Source organism: Flavobacterium cucumis, assembly GCF_900148835.1.
GTDB lineage: Bacteria > Bacteroidota > Bacteroidia > Flavobacteriales > Flavobacteriaceae > Flavobacterium > Flavobacterium cucumis.
Genome location: NZ_FRYK01000002.1, coordinates 298,633 through 318,045, shown reverse-complemented (window position 1 = coordinate 318,045; position 19,413 = coordinate 298,633). Strand labels below are relative to the sequence as shown.

Below are 19,413 nucleotides of genomic sequence, written 5' to 3'. Positions count from 1 at the left end.
TTTAGTTGTTTTTTGTTGGGGTATCGATTTTTATATCATTTAAAGTAACAGTACATATGAGAGGCTCATTTGTTCCAATTTTTTTATTATCTCCGTGATAGCCATACGCCATGTGTGACGGAAATATAAAAGTAACTGTTTCGCCTTTTTTCATTAATTTTATTCCATCTCGTAATCCCATCATTATATTTTCTTTGTCTACGAAATATTCTTGAGGTTTTGTGTCTTCTTTAGTGTAAATGATTCTACTTAAGATATCTTTTACTTCGTAGTCAAAATAGGCGATATCTCCTCTTTTTGGGGGAGTTGAAATGGTGTTAACTTTAGTTTCATATTTGTACCAATATCCTTTGTTCGAAGCTAGATATTCTTTTAGGGTATCATTTTTAATGATTGAATCAATTATCTTTTCTTCTGAAGCTACTAATTTTATATTTCTTTCAATGGACTCTTTTATAAAAGTTCCCGAAGAATGTGATATTGGTTTTCTAGCTTGTTGTTGTTGTGAACAACTTGTAAGCAAAACAAACAGTCCGAAAAGAATACTATTTTTTATATTCATAATTACTTTTTTTCTTTTGCTAAAATAGCAATAAATTGTTGTACGGTTTCTTCAAGAGATAAAAAAGATTTTCCACCAGCAGCATTAATATGACCGCCACCACTAAAATGATTTCTTGCAAAATCATTTACATCAAAAGCGCCTTGAGAACGGAATGAAATTTTGATTATTCCCTCTTCTTTATTTTCTATGAAAATAGCGGTAAAATCAATCCCTTTTATGCTTAATCCATAATTAACGATTCCTTCTGTATCTCCTTTTTGATGACCAAATTCGTTTAATTCCTCTTGTGTAAGAGTGATATATGTAGTTTTATATTCGGGTAGCATTTTCAAATTTTGAAGCGCTTTACCTAACAGCAACAAACGATTTAAGGAAGAGTTGTCAAAAAGTAAATTGTGAATTTCACTGTTATTTATCCCTTTGTCAATGAGTTCGGCTACACATTTGTGAGTTTTGCTTGTTGTTTTAGGAAAACGAAAACTACCAGAATCAGTAACAATACCGGTATATAAACATGTAGCAACTGTTTTGTTAATTAGATTTTCAAGACTTAATTGGTGTATGAAATCGAAGACCATTTCACAAGTTGAGCCATAAGATGTGTCAGAAAAAGTATGCGTTGCATAATTGTCTGGGGCTTGATGGTGATCAATCATTATACTTGGAACCGTTAGTGTTTTAAGCACATTTTCCATTTGCTCGCCAGTACGATGCAATGCATTAAAATCTAAAGTGAAAAGTAATTCCGTTTTTTCTAAAATTCTTTTGCATGTATCAAAACTACGTTCAAAAATAACCACTTTTTCACTTTCGGGTAGCCAAGCTAAGAAATCAGGAAACTCGTTTGGTGCCATAACGACTACATTGTGTTGTAATTGTTTTAGCGTGTGGTATAATCCTAAAGTAGCCCCCATTGCGTCTCCGTCTGGGTTTCTATGGGGTATAATTGTAATTTCTTTTGTTGTAGCTAAAAGTGATTTTATAGCTTCAATTTCGTGTATTTGCATCATACTGCGAATATATTATTTTGTAATCTATTCTGCAATAATTATGCCTAACGTTTTAATGCAAAATGACCTTTTAATGATTTTCCATTTTCTAATTTCATTTCAAACCAGTAATCTGTGGCGGGCAATGCACTGCCATTAAAAGTCCCATTCCATCCTTCTCCTAAACCAACAAATTGTTTTAAAAGTTTTCCATATCGATCAAATACAGAAATGATATTATTTTGTAAATTTCGTTTGTCTAAGTTTTTTATAGTCCAAGTGTCGTTGTAGCCATCACCGTTAGGAGTAAAAAATTTGGGATAGTCTAATATGTAAAAGGATTCAAATGAAATGCCACATCCTTTTTTGTCTTGTACATATACTATGTACTCACCTGGTTGTAAATTTAAAAACACATTAGAATCTTGATAATTGATGCCATCTAATGAAAATTCATAATCTCCAAGACTAGAAGTTGCAATTTGGACGGTTGCCGAATTATTTTCTTGGAAATCATTAATGATAATCTCTTCTATGAACGCAATACTTGAAGTTTCAACTGTAAAAGTTTTTGTTTTAGAACAGTTTAAAGCATTGGTTAGAATAACTTCATAAGTTCCCCCTGAAGTTACCGAAATTTCTTGAGTAAATTGTGGTGGATTTGTATTCCATAAATAGGTTGAAAAACCGCTACCAGCATCTAATGTTATGATACCATTTTCACACAGTCCAACAGTTTCATCTACTAGAATTTCATCGAAAGTATTTATCGTTAAATTTATTGGAAAATCAGTGTAACAACCTTGGATATTCATGATTCTTGCATAGATTGTTTCGCTGTCTGGATTTGTATTGGTATAATTTGAAGGTAATGAAGAAGTGCTGGTTTGACTTTCAAAAAAAGATACGATATAGTTTGCAGGAAGATTTGTAAACAATTGGCCTCTAATGGCATCTAAGTTAAAAGTAGTAATTCCGTCTTGATTGTTATCCGCATCACACTCAGTAAATGAATTTTGATTTAGGACTAAGGCTTCAGCATATTCAACTTTAATTGTTCCTGTTGTTTGACAGGAAGCTCCGTAATTAATTTCAACCAAATAATCTCCTGCAGTTGTAATGTCAAACGTTGGATTTGTAGCACCTAGAATTAAATTCGTGTCTTGAAACCACTGATAGGATGTAGCGCCAATTTGCGTTGCGTCTACTGTTAGCGTTTCGTTTGGGCATAATGGGTTTCCAGTTGCAATCAAACGATCGTCTCCAATATCGATACCGAAATTAAAACTCCCACCTCCTAAGAATATGGCTGAGTCAAAGCGGTGATTTCCTTCGTCAGCGATAACTAATTTGATGTGATATGTTTCGCCCGGAATTACATCGGACGATGCGGTTAAAACTTTGGTTTGACCGTTGAAATTTGTTGGGTGATTTATGTCATTAAAAGCATCAAAATAGGATTCATTTGCTGGGGGACAAATGGTTCCAGCCCCTCTTACAGTATTTACTTTTACAGGTATGTTGGTGTTTGGAACTACGGCTAAGTTCTGATAATTTAAATCTCCATTTCTTCTTAACAAAAAAACAAAACCATCCGTGAAATTACATTGCCCAGAGGATGGATTCAATAAATATTGTTCTGATGAAAAAATATAGTCAAAACTAATTTTATTGCCTAAAGGGACGAAATCAAATTCTAAAATTGTAGCATTAAAAGAATTACTCAATCCAAGGGCTTGGTTTAAGTCCGGATCGCCATCCCAACCCATGTTTCCACCATCATCAGATAGGGTAGCGTTTGGACCTTGTGCGTTTACAATTTTTCCAGTTGATAATACAATACCATTTTGAAATGGGAAAGAAGTGCCAGTAGCATCAAAAAAACCAAAGCTTTTTTCACCACTTGCAAAATTTCCTCCAGAAACGCTAACGTTTAGAACATTTGCACAGCTACTGTTAACTAGAATGTCGTTTACAAGATATTGTGGGGTAAATCCCTCGTCAACTGTTATATTTTGTGCAAAACTTATAAAAAATCCACACAAAAACAAAAAACTGTAGAACGTGTTTTTTAGTCTCTTCATAATATCGCAAAGATACTATAAATCACGCTTTTTCAAAATGTAATAAGATGTTAAAATAAATATAAAAGTCCAAACTAAAACGATGCTAATTTGCGAGAAATGAATACTATAGTCTTTAGCTGTTTGGGCACCTCCAACAGCATTTTCAATAGTTTTGATTGCGCTAAGACGAGTAATAGGTTCTTTTACTAGATTGCTCATGGCTTCTATTGGGAAATATTGAATGATAGTGTCTCCAAAATTTTTGTGTTTATCATCTCCGCCCAAAATAACAAATTTTATAATCCAATAAAATATGTTTTCGGCAACAAACCAAACGAATAAGAATCCAAGAGCAAATGCACTTCGCTTTACTAAAATCCCCAAGAACAAACAAAAAGAGAAAAAAGCAAAAAGTTTGATGAAAAAGGCTAATAAATATTCTAAGTCAGTAAATACAATAGACAATTCATTGTAAGATGAGAATGAAAACCCTAATATTAATGACATGATGAATACGAAAACAGTTGAAGCTACAGTAAAACTAGCTACTACAAGAAATTTTGAAAGAATAAATTCTTTTTTGCTTAATCCATCAATAAGGTTTTGCTTTAGCGTTCCGTAAGTGTATTCATTTGCCATCATAGAAACAATAACAATGGCTAAGAATATTTTGAAAAATGCCGCAACATATGTGTTGAAATGCCAAATGTATGGGAAATTGAAAATGCCTTGGTCAGCAATTCTGATTTCAAAAGTTCCAATGCTAAATTTGATAGAAGCAATTAAAGCAATGAAACTTAATAAAACAAAGTAGGTTAATAATAAAACGCGACTAGCTTTGTTTTTCCAAATTTTTTGAAATTCTATAGAAAGTAATCTTTTCATCGGTGGGTTAGTTTTTTGTTAGTTCAAGGAATTGTTCTTCAAGGCTGTTTTTTCTTTTTACTAAGTGTTCTAAAACAATATTTTGCTCAAATAAATGCGAATTCAAATCTTGAGCGGCAATGTCTTGTTTTAAATACACCAAAAGTTTTCCGTCTTCTTCAATGGTGTTTTCTACAAAAGATTGTTCGTCTAAAACGGTTTTCAATCGAACCATATCCTTTGATTTCAGTTCGAAGAAACTGTTATTCTCAATCATGTTGTGCACGGTTCCTTGATACAACATTTCGCCTTTTCGTAAAACTACCACATGACTGCACACTTTTTCCACTTCATCTAATAAATGCGAAGCCAATAAAATAGTTGTTCCTTGTGATGCAATTGCTTTGATAATATCTCGAATTTGACGAATTCCTTGTGGGTCTAAACCGTTTGTTGGTTCGTCTAAAATTAAAATTTCTGGATCATTTAATAGGGCAGAAGCGATGGCTAAACGCTGTTTCATTCCTAAAGAATACGTTTTAAATTTGTCGTTTTTACGTTCTAAAAGACCAACCAATTCTAACTTTTCATCCACTTTTGAAAAAGCTGTTCCTTTAATTTTACAAACCAATTCCAAATTTTCTTTGGCCGTCATGTATGGGTAAAAGTTGGGTCTTTCGATAATGGCACCTACTTTTTTTAAGGCGTCATGCGTAGCGACTTTTCCTCCAAACCATTCAAAATCGCCTGAAGTTTTGTTGACAACGTTTAATACAATTCCTAAAGTAGTTGATTTTCCTGAGCCGTTTGGACCTAATATTCCGTAAACATTTCCTTTTTTGATTTCGAAAGAAACATTTTTAACGGCATGCAAGTGTTTATTGAAAATCTTGTGAAGGTTCGAGATTTTTAAAATGGTTTCCAAGTTTGTTCGTTTTTTGATTTAAAGATAAGACGAACGAATTTCAGATTTGTTACGAACGGGAATCGATGTCAAATAAAAAAAACCTAACATTATGGCTTGGTTAGGGATTTAAAGGTATTGCTTGGGGCAAAATTAATATTGAATAAAGTTGTTGATTTTAACTTTTGTAGCTTTTAAATCGTGCATTAAATTGTACAAGCCAAAGAAAGTTCGGTTGATGTAAATAAAATGTTTGGAACCGCGATTTCCATTCATGTTACGTAGTTCGGTGTTTTTTGAATAACGTTCTCCTAAATCGGCGATTTGACCGAAAAATTCTTCATCCGAAAAGTCGAATTCTTCTGCATGAAAAGGTCTCGCGAATAGACTTAATAATTCATGGAACATTTCGGTAAAGAATTCCACTTCTTCTTTGGTGTCTTCTTTTCTTAATATTTCCAATTCGTATAATTTTGACTGGAAGAATTCAGGGTTGTTCAAGTTTTCTTTTTTCGCTAATTCGAAATATGGCACATAAAAATCATTCGGAACTTCTTTTATGCAACCAAAATCTAAAGCTACTAATTTCGTGTCTTTGGTAATTAAGAAGTTTCCTGGATGCGGATCCGCATGTACTTTTCTTAAATTGTGCATTTGGTACATGTAAAAATCCCAAAGCGTTTGTCCTAAAATATTTGATTTCTCAGCATCGGTATTATGAGCGGTGAATTCTGATAAATGTTCACCCGTCATCCAATCCATTGTAATGATTTTTTCCGAAGACCATTCTGGATAATATTTAGGAAAAATCAAATTTGGAATATTTTGGCAAGCTTCTGCCATTTCTATACTTTGTTTTACTTCGTTGATGTAATTGGTTTCTTCAATCAATTTGTCTTCAACTTCTTTGAAATATTTATCGGAATCTTTTCCTTTAATATTGAACATTTTTATGGCAATAGGCTTCACTAAAGCTAAATCCGAACTAATACTTTCTGCCACTCCTGGATATTGAATTTTCACAGCAAGTTTTTTCCCATCCTTGGTGGCTTGGTGCACTTGACCAATGCTAGCCGCATTTATAGAAGTGGCATTGAAGGTATCGTATATTTCGTTTGGTTGTTTGCCAAAGTAATTTTTAAAGGTTTTGTTCACCAAAGGAGCCGACAACGGCGGAACCGAAAATTGTGCCAAAGAGAATTTCTCCACGTAAGCTCTTGGTAAAATATTTTTGTCCATACTCAACATTTGTGCGACCTTCAAAGCACTTCCTTTCAGTTGCTTTAAACTGTCGTAAATGTCGGCTGCGTTATTTTTGTTAAGCGATTCTTTGGCTTCTTCTTCGGTTTTGGTGATTTTATCACCGTAATATTTGAGATAATTCACGCCTACTTTTGCACCGGTTTGAATCAGTTTAGAAGCGCGTTGGATTTTTGATGTTGGGATACTATCTATTGTTTTCATATGGTTTTTGCTTACATTTTAAATGAGCCTCTTTCTTTCCACATGAATTTACCAAAATCAATTAGACTTTTGAATGGAGTAGTATCCATTAAATCAAAACTAGTATTGACTGATTTTTCAATGAAAATATCGGTTTTTTCGAATGAAATTGATGTGTCTTCAATCCAAAACTTTAAAGTGAATAAGAATTGAAACCAAGCCATTTCGCTCATGGTTTTCTCTTGAATTTCGATTAACTTTTCTTGTTTTAAATCGATTTTTTCAATGTCTAAAGTATCGTAAAACTGTTTGAAATTTTTTCTTAATTCGCTCAATTTTGACAAACTTTTCAATTTGTTTTTGTCTTCTTTCAATAAGGCTACTACAAAACTTCTATTGGCGGTTAACATTTCGAAATACGTGAAATAGAAACTTAACAGTTGCGTGCGAGCATCGTATGAAACGAATTCTTCACTATTTCCTAATAATTCTAGAGTATTGTCGAATAGCGAAGTGAAAAAGTTTTGCTCAATTTGATTAAAAGAGGCGTAGTGTTTGTAAAACAAACCTTCCTCAAAACCAGCATGTTTGGCAAACAAATAAACCGATTGTGGTTGCTTGTTGTGTTCTAAGAAATAATCGATGTATAAACTTAAAATCCCTTCTTTGTTTATTTCTTTCTTTTTTGCCATGATTTTAAATATTTTTCTCAAAGATACAGAATGTTTAATTTAAAATCAAAAAAGCTAAACAAAATATTTTGTTAAAGTTCTTTCAGAAAAAAACCTCAAGTACAAGTTGTAATTGAGGTTTAATGTTTCTATGTAAATACCTTACGATTTCTGCTCTTTGTTAAAGTAAACCAAGTAATAATACATTTGTTTTTCTTCGTCCCAACCTTTTTCAACGAATTTCTCCGCACTTTCTGGATTGATGAAATCCAATTTGATTTGGATATTCGTGTCTAATTGAATCGTATTTTTTAACGAACGACGAACGTCAGTTACCGCAGCATTGGCAATGGGGAAACTTGAAACGTCTTCGATGCTATATTTGGCACCTTTATCTACTTTATAATTTTTGAATTCTGGAATGAATTCTGGATTTTGCATTACTTCGTTTAAGAAAGCCGTTTCTTCAAATTCATCATTTTTTGCAAAGTGATTGATAGCACGGTTCATGAACAATACTTCTTGTTGCTTGTCTTCGGCAGGTAAAACTACTTCTTTTGCGAACTCTTGACAGAATTTTAAGTATTTCTTCGTCATGAAGTTTTCATCTTGAAACGCATCAACGGATAAGAAATGCTCTAACCAATAACGCGCATCGTAACGGTTGCTATCTACAGTTAAAATTTTGTAGCCTTCTTCTTTTTTGTAGTTGAAAATGATACAACCTTTGTCCAACTTATTCAAGTTGATTCCTTGTTGTAAAATCATTTCTAAGTTGTTTCCGTTTTCTTCGAATTGTAAGAAATCGGTTTGTATTTCACTTTTGAAAACTCCGATAGCATCTACTACATTATTATCAATAGAAACGTGTGTAAAATAAGCTATATATACTTCTCCGTTTTTAATATGTGGATGATTCGATTGCTCAAAAAGGTGTTTTGTGATTTTTTTTGAAACGTTGTGAATTTCGCTTGGGTTATTGAAAACTTCGGTAGCAAAATTGTACATTTCGTTGTATTCTAAATCTACTTCATGAGCAAACTGGAAGTAGTTTTCTTCTTTTTCTCTAAAAGGCTTAAAGAAAAATTCCTTCAACAAAGGCATGATTTCATCATTCAACCCGTATGGATTTTCCGATAAGAAAATGGCTTCGTTTCTACTTTTATTTCCTACTCTATGAATCGATAGGTTTTCGATATGTGCGTTAAATAAGTTGATCATTTTTATAGTTTAAGTTTAAAAGGTTAGGAGTTTAGAAGTTTAAAAGAGTTTGTAAGGAGTATTTTCTTCCTTATAAACTTTTAACCTATCAACTTTTAACCCATTTTTTAATTCCAATTTTCTTCAAATCCCATGTCTTCGAAGCTATCGTCACCATCAAACATGTCGAAATCATTGTCGTCGAAATCGTCTTCAAAGTCACCATAGATATCTTCGTCTGATAAATCGCCTCTTAATCCACTTTGACCTGCTTCTGCGGGTAATTCGCCATGAGAAAATAATAAAGCGGGATAAATTTCTCCAGCTTCTTTTTCTTCTTCAATTGCAGCTAATTCAAGGAAGAATGTCCACATACTAAAGAAATCATACACGTATACCATTTTGGTATTGTCTTGGTGCATCAAATCATCAATTTTGAAATCTATCATCGTTTTCATTTCTCCTGGAACTTCGCCCGTGTCAAACAATGGAATTTCATCTTCTTCGTTCCAAGTCCAGTCGTCTTCACAAGTAAAGAACGAACCTGTTTCTGTTCCATCAAAACCAAAAGCGTTTACGATAGCATTGTGTAAATCTTCTAAGGTGTTGTCGCTTTCAATGGCAATATCTCTAAAAATATCTTCTTCAGCATCGAGAATCACTCGGAATTTATAAATCATAATCGTTGAAATTTTAAGAACTGCAAAAGTAATTATTATTTACGAGAAACTTTTTTGCTTTTGCGATTTGTTGATAAGATTTTAAAATATGGATAATGACGTTTCAGTCGTTAATCGTTCTAAGGTTTCTAAGCCATAAAACGAATTTCCTTTCTTATTTAACTTCGGACTCCAAACGGCTACCGTGTAATGATTTGGGAAAACCGCAACTACGCCACCGCCAACACCACTTTTTCCAGGAAGCCCAACTTTAAACGTGAATTCACCCGCTTGATCGTAAAAACCACACATTTGCATTAAGGCATTCATGCGTTTGCATTTGCTGGTAGAAAGGAATTTTTTATCACTTTTTGGAATTACACCATTATTCGAAAATACTTGAAAACATTTGGCTAAATCAACGCAAGTCATTTCTATAGAACATTGATGGTAATAAAAATCTAAAACCGCTTCGGGTTCGTTTTTGATGTTGCCAAAGGATTTTATAAAGTTGACCAAAGCAGCATTTCGGTAACCAAAAGCTTTTTCGGATTGAGCGACATTTTCGTTGTAATTGATATTTGGATTTTCTGTTAGATCTCTTACGAAATCAAGAAGGAATTTTTTTGGATTTTCAAAATGATCTAACATTAAATCGGCAATAACCAAAGCACCAGCATTGATAAACGGATTTCTTGGAATACCATTTTCATTTTCTAGTTGTACCAAGGAATTAAACGAATTTCCAGAAGGTTCATAACCTACGCGTTCCCATAAATCGTTTCCAATTTTAGAGAAAATAAGCGAAGTGGTAATGACTTTTGAAATACTTTGAATCGAAAATTTCTCCAAAGCATCACCTTTTGTAAACACGTTTTGATGTTTATCTACCAATGCAATTCCGAATTTATTAGCATCAACTTTTGCTAATTCCGGAATGTAATCGGCTACTTTTCCGGTGTTTTCGATTTGGATGACTTCGTTGTAAATTCCGTCTAAAATATCTTGGTATGCCATGAAACTAATTTTAGTAAAAGTAATAACTTACAAAAAAGGAATGCGTTTTTTGAGCTCTTTTTTTGATAAAAAATTACCTTTTGACGGATAGTGCCTTTTAGAAGGCATATTGTTGAAAATTAAAGCGGTTATCAAAAGAATAATAGCACCAGATAAAACGGGCGAAATCACATAGAAATATCCCAATTCTTTTATTTTATCAGAACCTGCAATAGCTATCAAAGCGGTAGCTCCACCCGGTGGATGTAAGGTTTTTGTTATTTGCATTAATACAATTGATAAGGAAACAGCTAAAGGAGCCGCTACCCAAATTAAATCGGGTAATAATTTATAAATACTAACACCAATTATTGCCGAAATCACATGGCCTCCAATAAGATTTCTGGGTTGGGCTAAAGGACTTTCGATTACCCCATATACCAAAACACATGAAGCTCCAAACGAACCTATTAAGAACACCATATCTGTTGAAGTAAAGATTCTAAATTGTAGAAGACTAATGATTCCTAAACCAACAAATGATCCTATAAAAGCCCAAAAGTGTTCTCTAAAATCAACTAAAGTCTCTTTGTATAAAACATATTTTGCTTTTCTGTAATTGCGTTTTAATTTCTTTGTTGAAGACATGCTTTATTTTTTGAAAAACTATAAACTGTAAAGGGGTAGATTGTTTTAGAAACATATTTTGCCACCATGCAAGTTACTATAATAGGAAATAGTAAGCTGTAATCATGTATTAAACCACAGGTTATAAAAATGGCTGTAAGAGGGGCGTGAATGCTAGCACTCAGCATAGCTCCCATTCCGATAATCATAAAATTTAACGGGATGACATTGGTTTCTAAAAATGTATTAAGCACCACTGCAAGTAGCAAGCCTACAAATCCACCAATAAAAATACTTGGAGCAAAAACACCACCATCACCTCCTCCTGCTAGTGTTAGAGAAGTAATAATTGGTTTGAAAATTATAATACTCAAGATAGTAATGAAAATTGGAATCGTTAATACGAAATGATTCGAATGTGCTAAATTCTCTTTTATTGCATGATATCCATCACCATATAATTGAGGTAAAATGAATAATCCCAAGCTAATCAATGTAGCGCTTATTATTATTTTAGTACTACTTTTTTTGAAAGAAAGAAATCTTTCTTTTATAAATAAAACCGTTTTTGTTAGATAAACCCCATTCATTCCAGATATGACGCCTAATAATATGAAATAAGGAAATGCTCTCCAATGCCACTCTTTAATGGTCACTTGGAATAATGGTTTCTCATCTAACAATAGGCAAATTATTATAGATATTGAAACTGAAATTGTAGTGACCAACATAAATGTTTTAGATATTTTCTTAGAAATTACCTCGTATGCAAATAGAAATCCAGCAACCGGACTGAAAAATAATGCTGTAATTCCTGAAGCTACACCGGCACATATTAATTCAACTTTGTGACGATTCAGTAGGTTTTCTTTTTTTTGGGTAATAGACCCAATAGTGGCTGATGCGACAACTGTTGAAACTTCAATACCTGTAGAACCTCCAAATATTACGGTAAATAATCCATTAATGAAATGTGAAGGAATTTTATAGATGGGCAGACTATTTTTCCTTTTTTCTGTTGTTTCAAAAATCTCTTTTATGCCTTTATTTGTTTTTTTATTAAATAAATAATATCGCAACATGGCAATTATGGTCAAACCTATTAGTGGAAACATAAAAAGTAAGATACTGTTTTTAGAGGCTTGATTGAAAAGTAATTCTTCATAATGCTCTGTTCCTCTCTTGAGAGAGATTGCTAAAAAAGCCGACAAAAAACCAATTATCAAAGCTGCAATAATAAGTTTTTGATATTTAATGTAAACAAAATGCTTTTTTACTTGAGTTATATTGCTCATAAATCTGGTTTAAAAATGAAAAGAAATGCAAATTTAAGTCTAATAAAATAAAACGGTTCATAATACTTTTAAAAAAATACAGTTCATCCTTTAAATATAACAAATGAGTTAGTTTAAGTTTTATTTGATTTTAATTGAGGGCAATTTTGTTGTATCAAATTCAAATAAAATGAAATCAATTTTATCTTTTTTATTCGTATTAACTTCATTGAGTTCTTTTGGTCAAACCGAAATAAAGGGCAAAATCATCGACGAAAATGGGAAGCCTTTTTTTGGGGCTAATGTTTTTGTAAAAGGTACTTATGATGGCACAAACTCAGATGCGGATGGGAACTTTAGTTTTACAACATCAGCTAAAGGTAACCAACAATTACAAATTAGTTTTTTATCTTTTGAGACGTTAATACACGATTTTGTAATTGAGGCCTATAAACCAAAGGTTTTTACTATTAAGGAAAGTATCAATTCTTTGAATGTTGTTGAAGTTACTGCAGGAACGTTTAAAGCTGGAGACAATAGTAAAGCAACTGCTTTAAAAGCAATGGATATTGTGACCACCGCAGGATCGGCTGGAAATATTATTGCGGCATTAGAAACCTTACCTGGGACTCAAACTGTTGGAGAGAGCGGTAGATTGTTTGTCCGTGGAGGTGAAGCGGACGAGACCCAAACGTATGTCGATGGTATTCGTGTTGGGCAACCTTATGGAGTAAGTGCCAATAATGTACCAACAAGAGGGCGATTCTCTCCTTTTTTATTTAGTGGAATTACCTTTTCAACGGGAGGTTACAGCGCTGAATTTGGTGATGCCTTATCGAGTGTTTTGTTGCTCAATACTATTGATGAGCCTACTCAAAACCAAACGGATATTTCTATTATGTCTGTTGGGGTTGGATTGGGTAAAACCAAGAAGTGGGAGAAAAGTTCGTTTACTTTTAATACGAGTTACATCAATTTAGCACCTTATCAAAAAATTGTTCCTCAAAATTTAGATTGGAATAAGCCTGTACAATCCATTTCAGGTGAAAGTATTTTTCGATATCAATTTAAAAACGGCATTTTAAAAGTCTATGGAGCTTTTGATTATGCTACCTTCGATTTGAATCAGAAAAATATCAATTTTGATGAGAAAATTCGTTTTGATTTGCAGAATAATAACTTGTATTTCAATACTTCGTATAAAGGTTATTTGAATGATAATTTACAACTTCAAACCGGATTTAGTTATGGATATGCACAAAATAAAATCGGAATTTCAGCAGATAACGTTGAGAATGAAGAGCGAACATTACATACTAAATTTAAACTGAGAAACTCCTTTTCAAACCGATTCAAATTAAGTGTTGGTGCCGATTTGTTCCATACTAATTTTGATGAGAATTTTAATGTTTTTGGTTATGGCTATCAGAATAATTCCCTTGCATTCTATTCTGAAGCAGAAGTTTTATTGTCAAAAAAAGTAGCTTTTAATCTTGGATTGCGTTCTTCAAATGCTTCAGTTGTTGATGAATTTACAGTTGAGCCAAGAGTTTCTTTTGCTTACAAAGTAGCTGATAATAGTCAGTTTTCATTAGCTTATGGGAGTTTTAATCAAACCGTTCGACAAGATTATTTAAAATATGATTCCAATTTAGATTATGAAACCACTTCCCATTACATTCTAAATTACATGTACAATAAAGACGGAAGAATGTTTCGAGCAGAAACCTATTTTAAAGATTATGAAAGCTTGGTAAAATACGATGGAATTCAGGCTAATTTTAATAGTAATTATAATAATAAAGGTTTTGGTTTTGCAAAAGGGTTGGACTTGTTTTGGAGAGATAGTAAAACTATTAAAAATTTAGAATATTGGGTTTCCTATTCGTTTATAGACTCGAAACGAGATTTTAGAAATTATGAATCACAAGTTACACCTTCATTTGTTGCGAATCATAACTTTTCATTGGTTACAAAATATTTTGTGAGTGACTGGAGATCGCAAATTAGTGCCACTTATTCTTTTAATTCAGGGAGACCTTATGACAATCCAAATGTTACTGAATTTATGTCGGATAAAACAAAATCATTCAATAATTTAAGCTTGAGTTGGGCCTATTTGGTTTCCCAACAGAAAATACTTTTTCTATCGGTAACTAATTTGTTAGGAACTGAAAATGTATTTGGTTATCAATATGCCGATTCACCAGATGTGTCAGGACAATTTCAACGTCAAGCGATAACCCAACCCGCTAATCGTTTCATTTTTGTGGGGCTATTTTGGACTATTAGTGATAATAAGAAAACGAATAATTTGGAAAATTTGTAGTCTACTTGATGTTTTTTTCAGAAGGAGGAAAAACAAATTATTACTAAATCTACAATTCATCCTCAAAAAATTACAGTTCGGTAAGGTTCAATTTTAAAAGCTAAAAATCTAACGGAAATTTGAATCATCAAATAATAAATTATTAACCAAAAAAAAGAAAATATCATGACAAAAATTATCACTATCATCGCATTATTTGTAGCTTCGGTTGTAAGTTCACAATCACAGTTTGATCAAGGTATGGGCAAGGCATTACAAACCTGGAAAGAGGGAAGACCATCTGAGGCTGTAGCACTATTAGAGCGAATTGCCTCAGCTGAAAAAACAAATTGGTTGCCAAATTATTACATTGCTTTTATTAACACCACTCAAGCTTTTGTTGAAAAAGATAAAGTTAAAATGGAAGCTTTATTAGAATCTGCTCAAAAGGCTCAAGATATTTGTAATGAATTAGTTTTAGAGAACCCAGAGGTTTTGGTTATGCAGGCTATGATTCATACCGCTTGGATTGTTTATGATCCTATGACAAACGGACAGAAATTGTCAGGAGATGTAATGTATATCTTAAATAAGGCCTATAAACTGGCTCCTGAAAATCCGAGAGTAGTTTTTCAAAAGGCTTCGTTTGAAATTGGAATGGCGCAATATTTTGGACAAGATATTGAACCAATGTGTGCGCAAATTGAAAAAGCAATTGAACTTTTTGCTACTTTTAAACCTGAAAGTGCATGGCATCCAAATTGGGGATTAGAACGCGCACAAGCTGAATTAAAAAAATGTAAATAAAATCAATTATGATTGATAAGTTAATAAAACAATTCCCGAGAGCTACTTTTATAATGTTACTTGTATTTGTAGTTTTAATTATCATAAGATGGCTTTCGGGAGGTTCTGTAGGATTGGATAAAGGATTAGCATGGCAATTTTTCTTCACAATGCTTTACGGATACACGCTTTATTATGCTAATGCAATTATTTTTGTAAAACTAGACGATGTTTATCAAACTGATAGATTTTCAAGAAATAGAATTGCTCTCGGTTTTACTCTTTCGTTCATCGTGTCTGTTTTTGTGATTTTTTTACTTCGAATTGTAGAAGATGTAGTAATAGAGGGAAGAACAATCCAGATGTTCTTAGCAAATGAAAAACCTTCCAATTATATAGTTTCTGTAATAATTACATTTGTTGTAACCTTAGCCATTCACGCCTTTTATTTTTACAAAGCCTTCCAGGAAAATAAATTAAAAGAGCAAAAAATCATAGCAGGAACAGCTTCTGCTCAGTTTGAAAGTTTAAAAAATCAAATCGATCCACATTTTTTGTTTAATAGTTTGAATGTATTGAGTTCGTTAATTGAAGAAAATCCCGAAAGTGCTCAAAAATTTACCACTTCGCTTTCAAAAGTATATCGCTATGTTTTGGAGCAAAAAGACAAAGAATTGGTTTCGGTAGCAGAAGAATTACAATTTGCTAAAACCTATATGAACTTGCTAAAAATGCGATTCGAAAACAGCATCACTTTTGAAATTCCAGAAGGTTTTGATAACGAAGAAGCAAAAGTAGTTCCTTTATCATTACAATTGTTATTGGAAAACTGTATAAAGCATAATGTAGTTAGTGAGTCCAAACCACTGCATGTAAAAATTAGTATCGAGAATAATCAGTTAGTTGTGACAAACAATTTACAAAGAAAAGAAGTATTGTCTGACCGAAGAGGCGTTGGATTGCAAAATATTGTCAATCGCTATGCTATATTAACAAAAAGAACTGTTTTGGTAGAAGAAAGCAAACAAGAATTTAAGATTTTTCTACCTATTTTAACCAAACAAATTACCATCATGGAAACACAAAATATTTATAACGAGAATTTAGCTTATCAACGAGCAAAAGACAAAGTAGAACAATTAAAAGGATTTTATGGCAATTTAATTTCGTATTGTGTTGTTATTCCATTTTTGATTTTTATCAATTTGAGTACTTCTGATTTTCAATGGTTTTGGTTTCCTATGTTAGGTTGGGGAATGGGATTAACATTCCATGCGTTAGAAACTTTTGGATATGGAAAATCTTGGGAGGAGCGTAAAATAAATGAGTTAATGAACAAAGAAAACCAAACTAAAAATTGGAAATAATCATGGAAGTAAATCAATTTGATAGCGAAAAATATGAAAAAGCTAAAAAAAGGGTAAAAGAGCTTAAAGGATTTTACAGTCATTTAGCGAGTTATGTGGTAGTTATACCAGTTCTAATTTTTATCAACTTATTTTTTTCTCCAATGCACATTTGGTTTTATTGGCCTATGCTGGGTTGGGGTGTTGGCCTTCTTTTTCATGCTTTAGGTGTTTTTAACATGTTTCCGTTTTTAGGAAAAGAATGGGAGCAAAACAAAATCAATGAAATATTAGAAAAAGATAACTCCAAATGGGAGTAAATAGTCACAGTTTATAGTAAAAAACTCTAGACTTGAAACTTTAAATAAAAAATTATGAATACACAAGACGAAATTAAATATCAAGAAGCTTTAAAAAGAGTAAAAAAAATCAAAGGTTTTTACTCACATGCAGTAGTATATGTAATAATTAATATTATGATTGTTATTATCAATGTTCAAGATTTGGACGAAGGGGAATCTTATTTTCAATTCAAAAATTTCATGACTGCATTTTTCTGGGGAATTGGTTTGGTGGCACACGGGCTTTCTGTTTTTATGCCCAATTGGATTATGGGACAGAATTGGGAGGAGCGTAAGATCAGAGAATTTATGGAGAAAGAGAAAGCAAATAAGTGGGAGTAACTAGTCGCAGTTTTCAGTCGCAGTTGACAGATAACACAAGAACCTGAAACTTAAAACTTGAAACAAAAATAACAATGAATATATTAATAATCGAAGACGAAAAACCAGCAGCACGATTGTTGCAACGCAAAGTAGAAAAATTAGGTTTGCAAGTAAATTGTATGCTACATTCTGTAGAAGAATCAATAGCTTGGTTTCAAAATAATTCACACCCTGATTTGATTTTTTTAGATATTCAATTGTCAGATGGTTTATCGTTTGAGATATTTGAACAAATTGATATTAAAAGTGCTGTGATTTTTACAACTGCTTATGATGAATATGCGCTGCGAGCTTTTAAACTAAATAGTATTGATTATCTATTAAAACCAATTGATGAAGAGGAACTTGCAATTGCAATTTCAAAATTCAAAAATCAATTTCAAAAAAACACGATTTCGAGTTTAGATTTTGAAGCGATAAAGCGTATGTTGGTTAATCCATTAGAAAAGGAATATAAAAAACGTTTTTCAGTAAAAATTGGGCAACAACTAAAAGTGATTTCCATTGAAGAAGTGGAGTGTTTTTTTAGCGAAAATAAAGGAACTTACATACATACTTTTGATAATCGAGATTATTTGATCGATTCCACTTTAGAGGTTTTGGAAACTGAAATTAATCCAAAGGACTTTTATCGTGTAAATCGAAAATTCATTGTTCCGTTAAAAGCGGTTAAAGAAATTCAGGTGTATTCGAATTCAAGATTAAAAATCATTTTACCTACCTATAAAGACGATGAGGTTATTGTTGCTAGAGAACGCGTTAGTGATTTTAAAGACTGGATCGGTTGATAAAGAATTGTTAATTAACAACAAAAAAAATAAATATCTCACTATTTTTGATAAAAAACTAGATGAGATATTTTCGTTTTATAGCACTTTTCCTTTTCTTTTTGAGTTTTTCAACTAAAGCTCAGGATTTGATTACGTTTCAAAATTTTGACGAATTGAATACTTATATTCAAAATAACTCTGAAAAGCCTTTGGTTGTTAATTTTTGGGCGACTTGGTGCGCGCCTTGTGTAAAAGAATTGCCTTATTTTCAAAAATTACATCAAGAGAATGCAAATGTAAAAGTCGTAACCGTAAGTTTAGATTTTGATAAACAAGTAGCAAGTAAATTGAAACCTTTTTTGAAAAAGAAGAATTACACTTTTGTTACAACTTATATGGCGGATAAAAAATTCAACAATTGGATTTCAAAAGTCGATGAAAATTGGTCAGGCTCTATTCCTGCTACTTGGATAATCAATGGTAATAAAGGTATTTTCGTGGAACAAGAATTTGCTTCGTTTGAAGAATTGAACCAGTTTGTAAATGAATCACTAACTAAATTAAATTAATACTATGAAAAGAATTGGATTTTTTGCCTTATTAATGGGCGTTTTAATGAGTTTTACGAATCCTATAGGTTATAAAGTAGGAGATAAAGCTACCGATTTCAAATTAAAATCGGTTGATAATAAAATGTATAGCATGGCGGATTACAAAGACGCAAAAGGATTTATCGTTGTGTTCACATGTAACCATTGTCCGTTTGCTGTAAAATATGAAGATCGAATTATTGATTTGGCCAAAAAATACAAATCAAAAGGTTATGTTCTGTTAGCGATTAATCCAAATGATCCAGCTGCCCAGCCAGAAGACAGTTTTGAATTGATGCAAAAAAGAGCAAAAGAGAAGAAGTTCACATTCCCGTATTTGTTTGATGAAGGGCAAAAAATCTATCCGCAATACGGCGCAACCAAAACGCCTCATGTATTTTTATTAGACAAAAATTTAGTAGTAAAATATATTGGTGCAATCGATGATAACGTAGAAGATGCTTCTCAAGTCAAAGAAAAATATTTAGAAAATGCTATTGCAGCTTTGGAAAAAGGTCAGGAACCAACACCAAGTACAACGAAAGCAATTGGCTGTACGATTAAAGTGAAAAAGTAAATTTTAGTAAAAAGAGTGAAACATTACATTTCACTCTTTTTTTTATTTTAAAA

The 19,413-nt window shown here is 32.4% G+C and carries 20 protein-coding genes; 8 read left to right on the top strand and 12 right to left on the bottom strand.

Going from position 1 to position 19,413, the window contains the following annotated elements; translation table 11 throughout:
* Position 1: 1 nt before the first annotated feature.
* The 12 genes from gldI to BUE95_RS07405 all read right to left on the bottom strand — a co-directional run bounded on the left by gldI (position 2) and on the right by BUE95_RS07405 (position 12,279).
* Positions 2-562, bottom strand: a complete 561-nt coding sequence (gldI, locus tag BUE95_RS07460) for a gliding motility-associated peptidyl-prolyl isomerase GldI (RefSeq protein WP_073583032.1) — start codon at positions 560-562, stop codon at positions 2-4.
* A gap of 2 nt (positions 563-564) precedes the next feature.
* Positions 565-1,575: a DHH family phosphoesterase gene (locus BUE95_RS07455; protein ID WP_073583030.1), complete on the bottom strand. Its 1,011-nt coding sequence runs from the start codon at positions 1,573-1,575 to the stop codon at positions 565-567.
* Positions 1,576-1,619: 44 nt separating this feature from the next.
* Complete coding sequence (locus BUE95_RS07450) at positions 1,620-3,638, bottom strand: T9SS type B sorting domain-containing protein (RefSeq protein ID WP_073583028.1); 2,019 nt, start codon at positions 3,636-3,638, stop codon at positions 1,620-1,622.
* A gap of 15 nt (positions 3,639-3,653) precedes the next feature.
* The gene (locus tag BUE95_RS07445; protein WP_073583026.1) at positions 3,654-4,505 is read right to left on the bottom strand and encodes an ABC transporter permease; all 852 of its coding nucleotides are present in this window, start codon (positions 4,503-4,505) and stop codon (positions 3,654-3,656) included.
* 7 nt (positions 4,506-4,512) lie between these two features.
* Positions 4,513-5,409 (bottom strand): ABC transporter ATP-binding protein, encoded by an 897-nt coding sequence (locus BUE95_RS07440; protein WP_073583024.1) that lies wholly within the window; start codon positions 5,407-5,409, stop codon positions 4,513-4,515.
* A 132-nt stretch (positions 5,410-5,541) separates the two neighbouring features.
* Positions 5,542-6,852 carry an ABC1 kinase family protein gene (locus BUE95_RS07435; protein WP_073583022.1) on the bottom strand — a complete coding sequence of 437 codons (1,311 nt, stop codon included), beginning with the start codon at positions 6,850-6,852 and terminating at the stop codon, positions 5,542-5,544.
* Between the two features lie 11 nt (positions 6,853-6,863).
* Complete coding sequence (locus tag BUE95_RS07430) at positions 6,864-7,523, bottom strand: TetR/AcrR family transcriptional regulator (protein ID WP_073583020.1); 660 nt, start codon at positions 7,521-7,523, stop codon at positions 6,864-6,866.
* A gap of 141 nt (positions 7,524-7,664) precedes the next feature.
* Positions 7,665-8,723: a nucleoid-associated protein gene (locus BUE95_RS07425; RefSeq protein WP_073583018.1), complete on the bottom strand. Its 1,059-nt coding sequence runs from the start codon at positions 8,721-8,723 to the stop codon at positions 7,665-7,667.
* A gap of 107 nt (positions 8,724-8,830) precedes the next feature.
* Positions 8,831-9,382: an IS1096 element passenger TnpR family protein gene (locus BUE95_RS07420; protein ID WP_073583016.1), complete on the bottom strand. Its 552-nt coding sequence runs from the start codon at positions 9,380-9,382 to the stop codon at positions 8,831-8,833.
* An 81-nt stretch (positions 9,383-9,463) separates the two neighbouring features.
* On the bottom strand, positions 9,464-10,378 hold the full coding sequence (locus BUE95_RS07415) for a glutaminase (protein ID WP_073583014.1): 915 nt from the start codon (positions 10,376-10,378) through the stop codon (positions 9,464-9,466).
* A gap of 27 nt (positions 10,379-10,405) precedes the next feature.
* On the bottom strand, positions 10,406-11,005 hold the full coding sequence (locus tag BUE95_RS07410; RefSeq protein ID WP_073583012.1) for an HPP family protein: 600 nt from the start codon (positions 11,003-11,005) through the stop codon (positions 10,406-10,408).
* Positions 10,984-12,279: a chloride channel protein gene (locus BUE95_RS07405; RefSeq protein ID WP_073583010.1), complete on the bottom strand. Its 1,296-nt coding sequence runs from the start codon at positions 12,277-12,279 to the stop codon at positions 10,984-10,986. The genes BUE95_RS07410 and BUE95_RS07405 overlap by 22 nt, the downstream gene beginning before the upstream one ends.
* Positions 12,280-12,448: 169 nt before the next feature.
* On the opposite strand from BUE95_RS07405, the gene BUE95_RS07400 reads away from it, so the two are divergent.
* The 8 genes from BUE95_RS07400 to BUE95_RS07365 all read left to right on the top strand — a co-directional run bounded on the left by BUE95_RS07400 (position 12,449) and on the right by BUE95_RS07365 (position 19,360).
* Positions 12,449-14,587 carry a TonB-dependent receptor gene (locus BUE95_RS07400; protein WP_073583008.1) on the top strand — a complete coding sequence of 713 codons (2,139 nt, stop codon included), beginning with the start codon at positions 12,449-12,451 and terminating at the stop codon, positions 14,585-14,587.
* A gap of 165 nt (positions 14,588-14,752) precedes the next feature.
* The gene (locus BUE95_RS07395; protein WP_073583006.1) at positions 14,753-15,373 is read left to right on the top strand and encodes a hypothetical protein; all 621 of its coding nucleotides are present in this window, start codon (positions 14,753-14,755) and stop codon (positions 15,371-15,373) included.
* Between the two features lie 8 nt (positions 15,374-15,381).
* Complete coding sequence (locus BUE95_RS07390; RefSeq protein WP_073583004.1) at positions 15,382-16,719, top strand: 2TM domain-containing protein; 1,338 nt, start codon at positions 15,382-15,384, stop codon at positions 16,717-16,719.
* 2 nt (positions 16,720-16,721) lie between these two features.
* The gene (locus BUE95_RS07385; protein ID WP_073583002.1) at positions 16,722-17,018 is read left to right on the top strand and encodes a 2TM domain-containing protein; all 297 of its coding nucleotides are present in this window, start codon (positions 16,722-16,724) and stop codon (positions 17,016-17,018) included.
* A 54-nt stretch (positions 17,019-17,072) separates the two neighbouring features.
* Positions 17,073-17,381 (top strand): 2TM domain-containing protein, encoded by a 309-nt coding sequence (locus BUE95_RS07380; RefSeq protein ID WP_073583000.1) that lies wholly within the window; start codon positions 17,073-17,075, stop codon positions 17,379-17,381.
* A 74-nt stretch (positions 17,382-17,455) separates the two neighbouring features.
* A complete protein-coding gene (locus BUE95_RS07375) occupies positions 17,456-18,211 on the top strand; it encodes a LytR/AlgR family response regulator transcription factor (protein ID WP_073582998.1) in 756 nt (251 codons plus the stop codon).
* Positions 18,212-18,273: 62 nt separating this feature from the next.
* A complete protein-coding gene (locus BUE95_RS07370) occupies positions 18,274-18,762 on the top strand; it encodes a TlpA family protein disulfide reductase (protein WP_073582996.1) in 489 nt (162 codons plus the stop codon).
* 4 nt (positions 18,763-18,766) lie between these two features.
* Positions 18,767-19,360 (top strand): thioredoxin family protein, encoded by a 594-nt coding sequence (locus tag BUE95_RS07365; RefSeq protein ID WP_073582994.1) that lies wholly within the window; start codon positions 18,767-18,769, stop codon positions 19,358-19,360.
* The last annotated feature ends 53 nt before the right edge of the window (positions 19,361-19,413 follow it).